Source organism: Stenotrophomonas sp. X (genome assembly GCF_055721025.1).
The window spans coordinates 3244409-3260806 of record NZ_CM146756.1 but is presented as its reverse complement, the minus strand read 5'-3'; the positions used below and the strand labels follow the sequence as shown (position 1 = coordinate 3260806).

10 protein-coding genes are annotated in these 16398 nt (G+C 67.9%); 6 read left to right on the top strand and 4 right to left on the bottom strand.

Annotation, left to right across the window (positions count from 1 at the left end):
* Positions 1 to 59: 59 nt before the first annotated feature.
* The 3 genes from ACZ75I_RS15075 to ACZ75I_RS15065 form a co-directional block, all read right to left on the bottom strand.
* Positions 60 to 443, bottom strand: a complete 384-nt coding sequence (locus tag ACZ75I_RS15075; RefSeq protein WP_180867573.1) for a CopL family metal-binding regulatory protein — start codon at positions 441 to 443, stop codon at positions 60 to 62.
* Positions 444 to 613: 170 nt separating this feature from the next.
* Positions 614 to 2419 carry a DNA helicase RecQ gene (recQ, locus tag ACZ75I_RS15070; RefSeq protein ID WP_472958190.1) on the bottom strand — a complete coding sequence of 602 codons (1806 nt, stop codon included), beginning with the start codon at positions 2417 to 2419 and terminating at the stop codon, positions 614 to 616.
* Positions 2420 to 2982: 563 nt separating this feature from the next.
* Positions 2983 to 3531: a Dps family protein gene (locus tag ACZ75I_RS15065; RefSeq protein WP_006439098.1), complete on the bottom strand. Its 549-nt coding sequence runs from the start codon at positions 3529 to 3531 to the stop codon at positions 2983 to 2985.
* 86 nt (positions 3532 to 3617) lie between these two features.
* Between ACZ75I_RS15065 and hrpA the strand changes: the two genes are divergently transcribed.
* Complete coding sequence (gene hrpA, locus ACZ75I_RS15060) at positions 3618 to 7700, top strand: ATP-dependent RNA helicase HrpA (protein WP_472958188.1); 4083 nt, start codon at positions 3618 to 3620, stop codon at positions 7698 to 7700.
* 74 nt (positions 7701 to 7774) lie between these two features.
* Here hrpA and ACZ75I_RS15055 read toward each other — a convergent pair whose 3' ends face one another.
* Complete coding sequence (locus ACZ75I_RS15055; RefSeq protein ID WP_134972529.1) at positions 7775 to 8299, bottom strand: hypothetical protein; 525 nt, start codon at positions 8297 to 8299, stop codon at positions 7775 to 7777.
* A 130-nt stretch (positions 8300 to 8429) separates the two neighbouring features.
* Here ACZ75I_RS15055 and ACZ75I_RS15050 point away from each other — a divergent pair, with 130 nt between their 5' ends.
* From ACZ75I_RS15050 to ACZ75I_RS15030, 5 genes are all read left to right on the top strand, one after another.
* Positions 8430 to 10586, top strand: a complete 2157-nt coding sequence (locus tag ACZ75I_RS15050; protein WP_472958187.1) for a RelA/SpoT family protein — start codon at positions 8430 to 8432, stop codon at positions 10584 to 10586.
* 30 nt (positions 10587 to 10616) lie between these two features.
* Complete coding sequence (locus ACZ75I_RS15045; RefSeq protein WP_472958186.1) at positions 10617 to 12188, top strand: hypothetical protein; 1572 nt, start codon at positions 10617 to 10619, stop codon at positions 12186 to 12188.
* Between the two features lie 186 nt (positions 12189 to 12374).
* The gene (locus ACZ75I_RS15040; RefSeq protein WP_472958185.1) at positions 12375 to 13328 is read left to right on the top strand and encodes a glycosyltransferase family 2 protein; all 954 of its coding nucleotides are present in this window, start codon (positions 12375 to 12377) and stop codon (positions 13326 to 13328) included.
* A gap of 76 nt (positions 13329 to 13404) precedes the next feature.
* Complete coding sequence (gene mrcB / locus ACZ75I_RS15035; protein WP_072167685.1) at positions 13405 to 15831, top strand: penicillin-binding protein 1B; 2427 nt, start codon at positions 13405 to 13407, stop codon at positions 15829 to 15831.
* The gene (locus ACZ75I_RS15030; RefSeq protein WP_050562713.1) at positions 15828 to 16364 is read left to right on the top strand and encodes a hypothetical protein; all 537 of its coding nucleotides are present in this window, start codon (positions 15828 to 15830) and stop codon (positions 16362 to 16364) included. Before mrcB ends, ACZ75I_RS15030 begins: the two co-directional genes overlap by 4 nt.
* Positions 16365 to 16398 lie beyond the last annotated feature (34 nt).

Here is a 16398-nt window from a genome sequence, read left to right as displayed (position 1 = left end):
ACGTAAAGACGCCGGCAGGCGGCCGGCTGCGGTGCGCAGGGCGCACGGTGCGTGTGGAATCAGCCGATGGGAGGGCGTGAGATCGGCGGCAGCGGCGGCGCCGGCCGGCCGGTGGCCGGCATCGGCTGCGGGGCCAGCGACAGTGCCGGTCCGGCCATGAACGGCAACGGCTGCACCACCAGCAGCGGGTGCTGGGCGCAGCTGCGCACGCAGTCCTTGATCTGGCAGTGGGCGTCGTGGGCCGGGGCCTTGGCCTGCGGGGCCGGGTCGGCCTGCATGGCGGCGTGGTGGTGGCAGTCGGCAGTGCCGCCATCAACAGCAGCGGCTGCGGCGTGGGCCATCCGCCCCATTTCTTCGTGACCACGGGCCATGGCCGCGTTCAGCCCGTTGAGCAACAGGCTGAGCATGAGCACGACACGGAGCAGGGTCGAGGCGAGGGACATGGCGCTAATCTAGCCGCAAGCGGCTGTGGATGCACTTCCGGCTGAATGGCCGGTTCAAGGTTGGACCTGCACCAATGTAGAGCCGAGCCCACGCTCGGCTGCTTCTGCGGGAACGGTAGCCGAGCGTGGGCTCGGCTCTACAGGGGTACCAGCGCATGGTTGGCCCGGCACTACCCTTCTTCGCGCACGATCTCGACCAGGCGCGGGCCATAGCGGCTCAGCTTGGTACCGCCGATGCCGCCGACCCGGGCCAGTTCATCCAGGCTGGTCGGGCGCCGCTCGGCGATGTTGCGCAGGGTGCTGTCGTGGAAGATCACGAACGCCGGTACGTTCTGTTCCCGGGCCAGTTCGGCGCGCAGGCCGCGCAGCGCGTTGAACAGGGCCAGGTCCTGCGGCAGTACCGACAGGCCGGTGCGCTGCGCACTGCGCTCGCGTCCGCTGCTGCTGCTGGCCGGGTCGCGGCGCATGCTGATCTGGCGGCGGCCGGTCAGCACGTCGCGGCTGGCGTCGGTCAGGCGCAGGCCGCCGTGGCCCTCGCTGTCCACTTCCAGCAGGCTGGCCGCGACCAGCTGGCGGAACACGCTGCGCCAGGTGCGTGCATCCAGGTCGCGGCCGATGGCATAAGTGCTCAGCTTGTCGTGGCCCTGCTGCCTCACCTTCTCGTTCTCGCTGCCGCGCAGGATGTCGATCAGGTGGCCGACACCGAAGCGCTGGCCGCTGCGGTAGACGCAGCTCAGCGCCTTCTGTGCCGGTATGGTCGCGTCCCACGAGGCCGGTGGCGTCAGGCAGTTGTCGCAGTTGCCGCACGGTTGGGGGTAGGTTTCGCCGAAGCCGGCCAGCAGCACCTGGCGGCGGCACTGCATCGATTCGCAGTAGCCCAGCAGATGGTCGAGCTTGGCCCGTTCCAGCTGCTTGCGCTCTTCGCCCGCCTCGGACTGCTCGATCATCTGCTTGAGCAGTACCACATCACCCAGGCCGTAGCACAGCCAGGCCTCGGCGGCTTCGCCATCGCGGCCTGCGCGTCCGGTTTCCTGGTAGTAGCCCTCCATCGACTTGGGCAGGTCGGTATGCGCGACGAAACGCACGTCCGGCTTGTCGATGCCCATGCCGAAGGCGATGGTGGCACACATCACGATGCCGTCCTCGCGCAGGAAGCGGCGCTGGTTGCTGGCGCGCACTTCCGGCGGCAGGCCGGCGTGGTAAGGCAGAGCGTTGACGCCTTGGCCGCAGAGGAATTCAGCGGTCTCCTCGACCTTGCGCCGCGACATGCAGTAGACGATGCCGGCCTCGCCACGGTGGCCGCGCAGGAAGTCGGTCAGCTGCTTGCGGGCGTTGTCCTTCTGCACGACGGTGTAGCGGATGTTGGGGCGGTCGAAGGAACTGACAAAATGGCGCGCTTCCTGCAGATCGAGGCGCTCGGCGATCTCGCGCTGGGTCGGCGGATCGGCGGTGGCGGTCAGCGCGATCCGCGGGATCTGCGGCCAACGCTCGTGCAGCACGGTCAACTGGCGATATTCGGGGCGGAAGTCATGGCCCCACTGCGACACGCAGTGTGCTTCGTCGATGGCGAACAGGGCGATCTGGCTGCGCGACAGCAGCGACAGGAAACGCCCGGTCAGCAGCCGCTCAGGGGCGACATACAGCATGTCCAGTTCGCCGGCGAGCAGCTCGCGCTCGACGCGGCCGGCGGTCTCGGCGTCCAGGGTTGAATTCAGGTACTCGGCGCGCACGCCGAGCTGGCGCAGGGCTTCGACCTGGTCCTGCATCAGTGCGATCAGCGGCGAGATGACGATGCCGCAACCGTCACGCAGCAGGGCTGGGACCTGGTAGCACAGCGATTTGCCGCCGCCGGTGGGCATCAGCACCAGGGCGTCGTGACCGGCAGCCACATGCTCCACGATGTCCTGCTGCGGACCACGGAAATCGTCGTAACCAAAGACGCGTTGAAGCAGGTCGTGCGCGGGACGGGAAGCCATCCGGCTAGTTTACTCCGGAGCGAGGGGTAGGGGTTCGGCAGGGCTGCGCCCTGCACCTGCTGCAAGCCAGTGCAACGTCAAAGGCAACAGCCGGCTCTGGGGTGATTCGTGGTTGGGTGGGGCGGTGTCGGATTGCGGGGACGCCGCAAGTACGTCCCTGTAGGCTTGGCAGCCGCATCCATGCGGCTGACACCCCGCAATCAGACACCGCCCCACCTTCGACAGTTTCCCGCGGCCGTTGGTGGGTGTCGACCTTGGTCGACACATCTGTCAGATATCGACAAACAAAATGGGGTCAGATCCGTTTTCCTGCGGAAAACGGATCTGACCCCAATGGCTTTGCCGGCAGATCGCGGAAATCTGTCGAAGGCGGGGTGGGTCCGGTTGCGGGGGGCGTGAGCGCCATGGATGGCGCGACCGAGCCCCCAAGGACGGGTTTACAGCGTCCCCTGCCACCGGACCCACCCCGCCAACCCACAGGAAACCCGCTTTTGCTCCGGCCGTGGCCGTTGCAGTTGCCTCTGCGGGTGCAGGGCGCAGCCCTGCCGAACCACCCCCAACTCTTACTGGAGCAGGGAACGCAGCATCCAGGCGTACTTCTCGTGGGTCTGCAGGCGCTGGGTCATCAGATCCTCGGTCGGGGCGTCGTCCCCTTTGGCCGCCACGTCCAGGACTTCACGTGCCGTACGGCATACCGCTTCGTTGGCGACCACCAACTGGCGTACCATTTCACGCCAGTCCGCACTGTCGGTCAGGCCCGGTTCCTCGGCGATCGAGGTCAGCGCAGCGAATTCCCGGTAGGAGCCCGGGGCATTGAAGCCCAGCGCGCGGATGCGCTCGGCCACGTCGTCCAGTGCCGCCCACTGCTCGGTGTACTGCGTCTCGAACATGGTGTGCAGCGAATTGAACATCGACCCGGTCACGTTCCAGTGGAAGTTGTGCGTCTTCAGGTAGAGCGTGAACGCGTCGGCCTGGAAGCGCGACAGACCGTCGGCGATCTTCTTGCGGTCGCCCTGGGTGATCCCGATATCGATGTTCGGCGCCGACGGTGCCGCCGCTGCAAGCTTCTGCTTGCCGGTCTTGGCCTTGGTCGTGCTCTTGGTCTTCGCCATGGGGTTCCTCCTTGTGGAATCGTTGGCCTTCACAATAAACCGGTCGTGATGACTGGTCGCTTTCAAAGTTTTGAACGAACCGATTGATGAACTCTATCGATAAAAATCCATCGCCCCGCCTGCGCCAACAGCGCGCCGCCATCGACGGCGCCATGAGCCGCGACCGGGGCCGTTTGCTGGGAATGCTCTCGCGTTGCCAGGCCAAGCCGCAGGATGCGGCACTGGCCGCTACTTTCGAGCAGGCCTTGCAGGCGTCGGTGCAGCGCCGGCAGGTGCGGGCGCAACAGCAGCCGTCCATTACTCTGGACCCGCAGCTGCCGATTGCGCGTGAAGCCGACGCGATCATCAAACTGATCCGCGACCACCAGGTGGTGGTGATCGCCGGTGAAACCGGTTCGGGCAAGACCACCCAGCTGCCGAAACTGTGCCTGGCCGCAGGCCGTGGCCAGGCCGGCATGATCGGCTGCACCCAGCCGCGACGGATCGCCGCACGTGCGGTGGCCAGCCGCGTGGCGCAGGAACTGCAGAGCGAACTGGGCCAGCTGGTAGGCTACCAGGTGCGCTTCAATGACAAGGTCAGCGACGACAGCCGCATCAAGTTCATGACCGACGGCATCCTGCTGGCGGAGATCGCCAGCGACCGCTGGTTGTCGAACTACGACACGATCATCGTCGACGAGGCACACGAACGCAGCCTCAACATCGACTTCCTGCTGGGCTACCTGAAGCAGCTGCTGCGCAAGCGCCCGGACCTGAAGCTGATCGTCACTTCGGCCACCATCGACACCGAACGCTTCGCCCAGCATTTCGACAATGCGCCGGTGATCAGCGTCGAAGGCCGTACCTACCCGGTGGAAGTGCGCTACCGCGCGCTGGAAGGCGAGGGCGAAGACCAGGGCGAGCGCACCGTCAACGATGCCATCGTGTCGGCCATCGACGAGATCACCCGCCTGGACGCACGCGGCGACGTGCTGATCTTCCTGCCGGGCGAGCGCGAGATCCGCGATGCGCACCAGTCGCTGGAACGGCGCAAGTACCGCAATACCGAGGTGCTGCCGCTGTACGCGCGCCTGTCCAACCAGGACCAGGACCGGGTGTTCAACCCCGGGCCGAACCGGCGCATCGTGCTGGCCACCAACGTGGCCGAGACCTCGCTGACGGTGCCACGCATCCGCTACGTGGTCGATCCGGGCTTCGCCCGCGTCAAGCGCTACAGCCCGCGCAACAAGCTGGATCGCCTGCACATCGAGCCGATCTCGCAGGCCAGCGCCAACCAGCGCAAGGGTCGCTGCGGTCGTATCGCCGAAGGCATCTGCTACCGCCTGTATGCCGAGGCGGATTTCCAGGCGCGGCCGGAGTTCACCGATCCGGAAATCCGCCGCTCCAGCCTGGCCGGCGTGATCCTGCGCATGCTGCAGCTGGGCCTGGGCCGCATCGAGGAGTTCCCGTTCCTGGAGGCACCGGACGAGCGCGCGGTAGCCGATGGCTGGCAGCAGCTGACCGAGCTGGGCGCGATCGATACCGAGCGGCGCATGACCACCATCGGCAAGCAGATGGCGCGCCTGCCGGTGGACGTGAAGCTGGCGCGCATGCTGGTCGCCGCGCAGGCCGCCGGCTGCCTGCGGCCGATGCTGGTGATTGCCTCGTTCCTGGGCATCCAGGACCCGCGCGAACGCCCGCCGGAAGCGCGCGGTGCGGCCGACAGCGCGCATGCGCAGTTCGCCGATGGCCGCTCCGAGTTCGTCGGCGTGCTGCGCCTGTGGGATGCCTACCGGCAGGCCCATGAAGACCTGACCCAGTCCAAGCTGCGCGACTGGTGCGGACGTCATTTCCTCGGCTTCCTGCGCATGCGCGAGTGGCGCGAGCTGCATCGCCAGCTGCGCCTGCTGTGCGAGGAACTGGGCTGGAAGGAAGAGGCCAGCGAGGCGTCGATGGCACCGTTGCTGGCCGGCAGCAGTGCGCCGGCACCGGCGCGTGATGACGCGGCCGCAGTAAAGGCCACCCGCGGCCAGTTGCATCGTGCCGCGCGCCTGGCCCGCGAAGGCAAGGCCGAGGCCGCACCGGCACCGGTGGCCGTGCGCGCGCAGAAGGAACAGGCGCCCGTCGGCGGCGGCTTCAGCGAACGTGTACGCGCTGCTGCCTACCAGACCCTGCACCGGGCACTGGTGGCGGGCCTGCCGACGCAGATCGGCCACCGCACCGATAAGGGCGATTTCCAGGCACCACGCCAGCGCCGCTTCCTGCCGTTCCCCGGTTCGGCGCTGGCAAAGCGGCCACCGCCGTGGCTGCTGGTGGCCAACCTGCTGGATACGCAGAAGGTATGGGGCATGATCCTGGCCGCGATCGAGCCGGACTGGGTGATCGCCGAACTGCCGCACCTGCTGCTGCGCAAGCACTTCGACCCGCACTGGTCGCGCGCGCAGGGCCAGGTGCTGGCGTCCGAGCAGATCAGCCTGTTCGGCCTGGTGCTGGCACCGAAGAAACCGGTCCATTACGGCCGCATCGCGCCGGGCGAGGCGCATGACATCTTCGTGCGCCAGGCACTGGTGACCGGCGAGATCAATACCCGCGCCAGTTTCGTCGCCGACAACCAGAAGGTGCTGGAGGTCGCGCGCGAGGAAGAAGCCAAGCTGCGCCGCGCCGGCATCGTTGCCGACGAAGACTGGCAGGCACGCTGGTACCTGGACCGGGTGCCGCCGCAGATCCACTCGGCGGCGGGACTGGATAGCTGGTGGAAAGGGCTGGCGCCGGAACAGCGCAAGGCGCTGCACTGGTCGTTGGCAGACCTGTTGCCCGGTGAGGGCAGCGAACAGGAGCGCTATCCGAAGTACCTGGCGCTGGGCCAGGCGCGCTTGCCGCTGCACTACCGCTTCGAACCGGGGGCCGACGACGATGGCGTGACCCTGGACGTGCCGCTGCACCTGCTCAACGCATTGGATCCGGTGCAGCTGGGCTGGCTGGCGCCGGGCTTTGTTGCCGACAAGGCCTCGGCACTGATCCGCAGCCTGCCCAAGGCGATGCGCCGCAACTACGTGCCGGCGCCGGACTTCGGTCGCGCGTTCTACGAGGCCTTCCCGCAGCCCAGCGCCGATGCCATCACCGGCGAGCTGGCGCGTTTCCTATCACGTGCGACCGGCGCGACGGTGACCGCACTGGATTTCGAGCCGGGTTCGATTGAGCCACACCTGCACATGAACCTGCGGCTGCGCGACGAACAGGGCAAGGTGCTGGCCACCTCGCGTGATCTGGAAGCGCTGCGCGCGAAATTCGGTGGCCGTGCTGGCGATGCCTTCGCCGCGCGTGCCGGGCGCGAGATGGCGGCTGACGGCCTGCGCACGTTCCCGGCCACGCCGATTCCGCTGCAGGTACCCGGTGAAGCCGGCGTGCCGGCCTATCCGGCGCTGCTGGACGAGGGCGACAGCGTGGCGCTGCGCATCTTCGCCGACCGCCAGCAGGCGCAGGACGCCCATCCGCTGGGCGTGCGCCGCCTGCTGGAGATCGCCCTGGCCGACAAGGTGAAGCAGGCACGCAAGCAGTTGCCGGTCGGTGCCAAGACCGGCCTGTTGTATGCCGCGATCGAATCGCAGGAGCGCCTGCGTGGTGACCTGGTCGATGCAGCGATGAACGCGGTGCTGGCCGAGGGCCTGGAAGACATCCGTGATGCAGCGGCCTTCGAGCAGCGCCGCGAGCATGCCGCCAAGGCCCTGTTTGGCGAGGCGATGTCGCGGCTGAAGCTGGCCGAATCCATCCTTGCGCTGGTGGCGGAGCTGAAGCCGATGCTGGAGGCGCCGCTGATGGGCTGGGCGCGCGGCAACCTGGACGACATGGAAGCGCAGCTGGCCGGGCTGATCCACCCCGGCTTCCTGCGCGACACGCCGGCCGACGCGCTGGCGCAGTACCCGCGTTACCTGAAGGCGATGATCCTGCGCACCGAACGTGCCAAGCGTGATCCGCCGCGCGACCAGGCGCGCATGCTGGAACTGCATCCGTTCCTGGAAGCACTGGCGGCGGGCGAGCAGCAGGGCCTGCGTGATCGCCCGCAATGGCAGGCGCTGCGCTGGGATCTGGAAGAACTGCGGGTATCGCTGTTCGCGCAGGAGCTGGGTGCACGCACCGGTATCTCGGCGAAGAAGCTGGCGCAGCGCGTGGCTGCATTGCGCCAGGCCTGAGCGCGCCACGGTCGCCCCCTCGGGCGACCGGGGCCGGCCGGGCAGGGAGCCGGCACGGCCGGAATGCCCGGACGTTACTTGGTGCGGCGAACCTTCGGCTGCACGTTCACCCCGTCCACCTTCATATACCAGGCGCCCATCACCCCTGGGCGCATGCTGACGCGCGGGGCGTCCTTGCGGCCACCGGAATAGTGCGTGGCGTCTATCTGCTCCCACTCCTGGCCGTTCTGCAGCACGTAGCGGCGGCCCTGGCCGAATCCACGGAATTCACCCTGCAGGTTGCTTTCGATCGGTTCGCTGCTGCCGAAGTCCAGGAAGCCGCGGTTCTTCTTGATCACTTCCTGGCGGCCTTCTTCGCGCGCTGCGGCGACGGCCTGGTTGGTGGCCGCCTCGACCTTGCCCTGCAGCCAGCGGTTGAGCGTGGCCAGTTCACCGGCACTGAGCTTGTCCAGCCCGGCGGCCTTGAACTCGGAGGGCGACATCTGCTGCTGCAGGTCGCCCTCCACCACGCGCTGGGCCAGCGCAGGCGCGGACAGGGACAGCAGCACGGCGGCACAGGCCAGCAGCCGTGGACGGACGCGCGGGGCAATCGAAGGCATGGCGGGTCTCTCCTGGGTGTGTGGGCGAGTGTAGCGGCATGTCTTCATGCCGGGTGATGGTGGGTGCAGTGATTGTCCCTGAACGGCGCCGGCGCTAGTGTAGGGGCCTCTGTCTTGCCTGCTCGATGCTGTGAACCGCGCTTCCGTCCCCGGCCTGGATGCCTTGTTGAACCGTCCCTCGGCAGCGGTGCTGCCTGCTCCGCTGCGCCAGGCCCTGCGTGAGCATTGGGAAGCGCCGGATTGCGACCACCAGATGCGTGCCAGCTGGTCGGTGCTGGGCGATACCCTCGATGCGCTGGCGATGCTCTCGGCCGACGAAGGCGCGGTGGTGGCCGCATTGCTGTTCGACCTGCCGGGCCTGCGCGCCAGCCTGGACCAGCTACCGCTGGGCAACCACAAGGCGGCGGTGACCGGCCTGCTGGATGGCCAGGACGCGGCCGATCCGGTGTGGGCGCTGCATGCCGGCCGTGAGGCGGGGCGCAACAGTGAGGGCCTGCGCCGGCTGCTGCTGGCGATCATCCGCGACCTGCGCGTGGTGCCGATCCTGCTGGCGCGCCAGCTCGCGAGGATGCGTGCGGCCGACAAGCTGGACGAGGAGCAGCGGCGCGCGCTGGCCCAGCTGACCCGCGACATCCACGCGCCCCTGGCCAACCGGCTGGGCATCTGGCAGCTGAAGTGGGAGCTGGAGGACCTGGCGTTCCGCCACCTGGAACCGGAAACCTACCGCCGCATCGCCCGCGAGGTGGATGAAACCCGCATCGCCCGCGAGCGTTACGTCGAGAACGTCAAGAAGGTGCTGTCGCGCGAGCTGGTCGCCCAGGGCATCAAGGCCGAAGTCAGCGGCCGCCCGAAGCACATCTACAGCATCTGGCGGAAGATGCAGAAGAAGCGGTTGGCCTTCGACCAGTTGTATGACATCCGTGCGGTGCGCGTGATGGTCGACGACGTTGCCGCCTGTTATGCCGCGTTGGGCGTGGTGCACGCGCTGTGGGCACCGGTACCGAGCGAGTTCGATGATTACATCGCACGCCCGAAGGCCAACGACTATCGCTCGCTGCATACCGCCGTGGTCGGCCCGGAAGGTCGCACCATCGAAGTGCAGATCCGCACCCATGAAATGCACTCGCAGGCCGAGCTGGGCGTGGCCGCGCACTGGAAGTACAAGGAGGGTGGCAAGGGCGCGGAGAAGTCCTTCGACCGCAAGATCACCTGGATGCGCCAGCTGCTGGAACAGGCGCAGGACGGGCAGGGCAATGAACTGGCCGGGGCGCTTGATGCCGAGCTGACCGAGGACCGGGTCTATGCGCTGAGCCCGAAGGACGAGGTGCTGGACCTGCCGCAGGGCGCCACGCCGCTCGATTTCGCCTACCAGGTGCACACCATGGTCGGGCACCGCTGCCGCGGCGCCAAGGTCAACGGCCGCATCGTGCCGCTGACCTACCGCCTGCGCAGCGGCGACCGCGTCGAGATCCTGACCGGCAAGGAGGCCGATCCGCGCCGCGACTGGCTGATGCCGGCCAACGGCTTCCTGGCCAGCAACCGCTCGCGCGAGAAGGTGCGCAGCTGGTTCCACAAGCTGGACCGCGCGCGCAACGTGCAGGCCGGTCGCGAGCTGCTCGAGCGCGAGCTGAAGCGGCTGGGCCTGCAGCACGCGGACCTGGCTGTGGCGGCGAAGAAGTTCCATTCCGACAGCGTCGATGACCTGTACATCCAGGTGGCGCTGGGCGATACCGGCCCGAACCAGGTCAGCCGTGCGCTGCTGGAGGCGGAGCGTGCCGCCAGCCAGCCCGCACCCGCACCGGCCCTGCCGCGGCCGACCGCGCGCCGCGAGAACCTGGGCAAGTCCAAGTTCACCGTGCAGGGCGTGGGCAACCTGCTGGTGCAGCTGGCACGCTGCTGCCAGCCGGTGGCCGGCGAGCCGATCGTCGGCTACCTGACCCGTAGCCGGGGTGTCACCGTGCATCGTGCAGACTGCGCCGCGCTGGCCCGGCTGGCGGCCAGCAGCCCGCAGCGCATCCTGCCGGTGGAGTGGGGCCAGGCCGGGGGCGGCTACGAGGTGGACGTCGTGGTCGATGCGGTCGATCGCCGCTGGCTGCTGAAGGACATCACCAACCTGATCGCCCAGGAAGACGCCTACGTGCTCGACATCCACAGTGACAACGTGCGCAACAGTGGCCGTGCCCATCTGCGGCTGCGCCTGAAGGTCAGTGACTACGGGCAGTTGTCGACGCTGCTGGGCAAGCTCGATGCGCTGCCGGGCGTGAGCGAGGCGCGTCGCCTCGGCTGAGCTTCACGCTGCCCCGGCTACCCTGCACGCATGGAACGCGAGCCCCCGCATCGCCCGCATGGCGCTGAACATCCTGCGCTGGACCGTGTCCGTCGCGAGGGGCGTTGGTGGTGGCTGCAGGCGCGCCATGCGCGCCGGATCTGGCGCTGGGCCCTGCTCGCAGCGCTGGCCGTGTTCGTGCTGCTGGTCCTGCTGCGCAAGCCGTTGGCAGACTGGTTCTGGGATGAGCCGCAGATCGAACAGCTGCTGGCCGAGGGGGATCGTGCATTGGCGGCTGGGCGCCTGAGCGATGCCGATGGCAGTGGTGCGCGCGAGCGCTACCAGGCGGCGCTGGCGCTGGATGGTGATCGCCCGCAGGCGCGCCAGGGCCTGGCCAATACCGGCGCGGCAGCGCTGCAACAGGCGCGCGATCGCCTGCAGGCCGATGACCTGGACGGCAGCGCGCAGGCCCTGGCACTGGCCCGTGAGCTGCAGGTGCCGCAGGGCGACGCCGATGCGGTCGCCCGCCAGTTGCAGGCGCGACGCAGTGCCGGAGCCGGTATTGGTGCGTTGTTGGCGCAGGCGCGTAACGCGTTCGCCGCCGGACGCCTGGATGACGGCGACAGCAGTGCGTTGCCCTTGTTCCAGCGCATCCTGGTCCTGCAGCCGGACAACCTGCCGGCGCTGGAAGGGCGCGAAGATGCGCTGAGCGACCTGCTGCTGCACGCACGCACGCTGGCGGAGCGAGGGGAGTTGGCCGAGGCGGCCGCGCTCCTGCGTCGTGCCCGTCAGTTTGATGCCGGTCATGCCGATATGCCGGCGAGCGAGGAGGCCCTCGCGCGCGCGGCCGACCGGCGCCTGCGGCAAGCGCAGCGTGCGTTGCGACGGCAGCAGCTGGAAGCTGCGGCCAAGGGTTTCCAGGCGGTGCTGGTGGTGGCCGCCGATGATTCCAATGCGCAGCGCGGGCGTGAGCAGACCCGGCAGGCAGTGGTTGCACGCAGCCAGAAGTCCGCCGACGACTTCCAGTTCGATGCGGCGCAACGTGATGCGGCCCTGGCGGCGGAGCTCGGGGCTTCGCAGGCAGTCCAGCAACAACTGGCGCAGCGCATGCAGCGCGCGCAGCAGGCGCAGCGGGCTCTGCAGCAGCCCGCGGTCAGCACGGCGCAGCGCGAACGCCAGCTGCGCGACCACCTGCGGAAGATCGAACGTGCCGAGCGCGCGGGGCAGTGGATCAGCCCACCCGGGCACAGCGCGTTCGACGCGTTGCGCGAAGCGCAGTCGCTGGCTCCCCGCGATGCGCGGGTGAAGGCAGCCGCCGCACGCTTGCTGCCCGCCAGCCGACGCTGCTTCGACGACAATCTGCGGCAGAACCGCGTGCAGGCGGCAGGCGCCTGCCTGCAGGCCTGGCAGACCCTGTCACCGACCGCAGCCGGACTGCCCTCGGCGCGGCTGCGGTTGGCCCAGCGCTGGCTGGCGATCGGCAGCGAGCGGCTCGGTAACGGTAACCTGGCCTTCGCCGCGCATGCCGCCGAACAGGCGCGGTTGCTGCAGCCGGATCTGGCCGAACTGCCGGCGTTTGAAGATCGCCTGCGCCGCGCCGGTGGTGAGCTGCCACCACGCTGATATCGACAGGATTCGTGCAGGTCGCACTGGTCGGGTATAGTCCAGCCGCTGCGTCACGCTCAAGCGGTGCAGTGAGTTGTCAGTCTTGCTGTCAATGCTATTGCTGCAGGCTTGGCGGGAGATGGCCTTTGGTCGTTTTCATCGTTTTTCACACAGCCTGCGTTCCGCAGCCAGCGACATGACGTCATGAATCCAGTGATTCCGCAAGGGCCAGGTCCGGGGCCCGCATTCGATGCCTCCCTTGTCTGCGCTGTCATCGTCACCTATGGGCCCGAGCCGGACCTGTTGCGGCGGGTGGTTGACAGTGTGCTGCAGCAGGTGGGGCATCTGGTGGTGTTCGACAATGGCAGCACTGGTGTTGATGTCGACGAACTGCTGGCCGGAAGGGGGGGGGTCAGCGTGGTTGCCTCGGCGCACAACGTTGGCCTCGGGAGTGCCTTGAACCGGGCCTATGAGCGGGCGCAGGCGCTCGGCTTCGCTTATGTGCTGCTGATGGATCAGGATAGTGTGCTGGCGCCAAAGATGGTGGATGTCCTGGGGACTGCACTGATCGAACTCACCCGCGCAGAGCGCGTGGCTGCTGTCGGGCCGCAGTTCCGCGATTCGCGCAGTGGCATGCTTGCCCCGTTCGTTCGCTTTGGCTTCCCGTTCAACCACAAGTTGCGAGGGGGGGCGGGTCAGCGCATCTCCTGCGATTTCCTCATCACGTCCGGTTCGCTGGTGCCGATGTCGGCATTGCAGGATATTGGTGCAATGGACGAAGACCTGTTCATTGACAACCTGGACATGGACTGGTGTTTCAGGGCCAAGCGCCAGGGCTATTCTCTGTACGGCATCTGCGATGCGCAGATGACCCATAGCATCGGCGAGGAGCTGCTGCCATCACGTACGAAGCCGGATGGCGTGATCGTGCACAAGCCCTTCCGCCTTTACTTCATTATGCGCAATCGCGTTCTGCTCTATGGACGTGCCTATACGCCACGGGTGTGGATTGCCCAGGATGTGCCGCGCCTGTTGCTGAAGCTGGCAGGCAACGGTCTGTTCCTCGCCCCTCGCTGGATTCGGTTGCGGTTCATGCTGAGAGGTCTGTGGGATGGACTTCGAGGCAAGGGCGGACCATTGCCTCCGGAAAATCGCTGAACAGGCGGTTTGGTGAACCTGCCCTGTGGAAATGGGCTGGGGTAGACTCCGCTGACGCCCATGCCATGTTTCTCCCGTGCCCCGACGCTACGATTCCGACGACATCGACGATTTCGACGACGACCCGCAGGACAGCGGTCCGCTGTGGCGGCGCCGGCTGATCACCTGGAGCATGGCTGCGGTCGCATTGGGATTGGGTTTCCTCATTCCCTATACGCTGTACCTGAACCAGCAGGTGACCCAGCGTTTCGGCGAGCTGCGCTGGCAGATCCCGACGCGCGTGTATGCGCGCCCGCTGGTGCTCACCCCCGGCAAGGCGATGGATGCGTCCACGCTGAAGACCGAACTGGCCGCCTCCGCCTATCGTGATGACGGCCAGGGCAAGGAGCCGGCCACCTATGCGGTGAACGGCGGTCGCTTTGTGATCTCCAGTCGTGGCTACAACGATGTCGATGGCCGGGTGGCGCCGCGCCGGGTGGAGCTGTCGCTGGCCGATGGCGGCGTGGCCTCGCTGCGCGATGCCGACAGCCGCAAGGCACTGAAGGCCGCGCGGCTGGATCCGGCGCGCATCGCCACGCTGTACGGCCAGAAGCAGGAAGAACGCCGCCTGATCCGCATGGACGAGGCGCCGGACCTGCTGGTGACCGGCCTGCAGGCAGTGGAAGACAAGGACTTCAATCGCCATCACGGCATCGACCTGTCCGGCATCGCGCGCGCGGTGTGGGTGACGATCCGTTCCGGTGGCCAGAGCCGCCAGGGCGCTTCGACGCTCACCCAGCAGCTGGCCCGCAGCGGCCTGCTTGGCATCGGCAAGGAGCAGACGCTCACCCGCAAGTTCAATGAGGTGCTGTACGCGCTGATCATGGAAGCGCGCTACGACAAGCGCACGATTTTCGAGGCGTATCTCAACCAGGTGTACCTGGGCCAGCGCGGCAGCCAGGCGATCCATGGCATGTCCTCCGGCGCCGAATTCTGGTTCGGGCGTGACCTGCAGTCGCTGGAGACCGAGCAGATCGCCCTGCTGATCGGCCTGGTCAAGGGGCCGTCCTTCTACGACCCGCGGCGCAACCCGGAACGTGCGCTGGATCGCCGCAACTTCGTGCTGGGCAAGCTGCACGAGGCCACGCTGATCGACGATGCCGAGTACCAGCGCGCGCTGAAGGCTCCGTTGGGTGTGCCCAAGACACCGGGCCTGGTGGCAGCCAACCGCTTCCCCGCCTACGTCGACCTGGTCCGCCGGCAGCTTGCGCATGACTATCCGGAATCTGCGCTGCAGGGCGCGGGCCTGAGCGTGATGACCGGCATGTCGCCGTCCGCGCAGGCCTATGCCGAAGGCGCGGTGACCCGCACCATCAAGTCGCTGGAAAGCCAGCGTCGCCCTGAACTGCAGGCCGGCATGGTGCTGACCGACGTTCACAACGGCGACGTGCTGGCGGTGATCGGCAGCCGTGAGGTGTCCGAGGTCGGCTTCAATCGTGCGATCGAGGCGCAGCGCCCGGTCGGTTCGCTGCTCAAGCCGTTCGTGTACCTGCTGGCCCTGGCGCAGCCGGACCGCTATTCGCTGGCCAGCTGGGTCGATGATTCGCCGGTGACGGTGCAGCTCGGCCGCGGCCGCAACTGGAGCCCCGGCAACGCCGACAACCGCAGCCACGGCACGGTGCGCCTGATCGATGCGCTGGCGCATTCGTACAACCAGGCGACGGTGCGCTTGGGCATGCAGGTCGGCCCCGAGCGCGTGACCCAGCTGATCCATGTGCTGGCCGGCATCAAGGCCGAGGCCAATCCGGCGGTGATCCTCGGCTCGACCGACCAGAGCCCGTATGCGATGGCGCAGCTGTACCAGTTCCTCGCGTCCGGGGGGGAGATCCAGCCGCTGCACGCCGTGCGTGGCGTGCTCGATCCGCAGGGCAAGCTGCTCAAGCGCTACGACAAGACCCCGGCACCGGCACAGGAAGGCGATTCGATTGCCGCCAACCTGATCAGTGTCGGCCTGCAGCAGGTCGTCGCCAGTGGTACCGCGCAGCGGCTCAATGCTGATGGCCTCGGCCGTCTGCAGCCAGCCGGCAAGACCGGCACCACCAACGATGGCCGTGACAGCTGGTATGCCGGCTACACCGGCGACCACCTGGCGGTGATCTGGATCGGCAACGATCAGAACCAGCAGGCCGGCCTGTATGGCGCCACTGGCGCGATGCGGGTCTGGTCGGGCATCTTCCAACGCCTGCCGAGTGCGCCATTGCGGGTCAGCAACAAGGGCCTGGATTGGCAGCCGGTGGCTCCCACCGGTCTCAACAGCACCGATGAAGGCTGCCCCGGCGCGCGTCGTTTCCCGTTCGTGGTGGGCTATGCGCCTGCCTATGCGCCGTGCGCGCCGGCCGCGTCGCCCGAGGGGCAGGGCGAGGCTGAAGGCGAGGGCGGTGGCTGGCGCAGCTGGTTCGGCCTGGACCGCAAGCCGGAAGCACCCGCCGAACCTGCCGCCACCACTCCTCCCCCGAGCCGATGATGCCGATGAACATGCGAACCCTGCTGCAGCCCCTGGCCCTGACCGGCCTAAGTCTGGCCCTGGCCGCCTGCGTGAGCAGCGCGCCGCCGGTAGTCAAACCGGTCGACACCACCACGCCGGCGCAGCGCCTGGCGGCCGTGGATGCTGCAGCGGGTCCGGACGACAAGGAATTGTCGGTGCAGCCGCTGCGTGATTCGCAGGTGGAAGACCTGAGGCTGGCCGCACAGGCGCAGCGCCAGGCCAACGACCTCGCCGGTGCCGCCAGCAGCCTGGACCATGCGCTGGAGATCGTGGCTGGTGACCCGGCGGTGCTGCAGGAGCGTGCCGAACTGGCGCTGCTGCAGGGGCAGTGGGCACAGGCGGAGACGTTCGCGCGCAAGGCCGTGGATCTGGGCTCGAAGACCGGGCCGCTGTGCCGCCGGCACTGGGCGACGATCGAGCAGTCGCGGCTGGCGCGCGGTGAGAAGGAGAACGCGGTGTCGGCGCATGCGCAGATTGAAGGCTGCACGGTGCCGGGGATCAAGCGGTACTGAGTTTCCAGCCAACGGCGCAGCCCCTCGTGGCTGG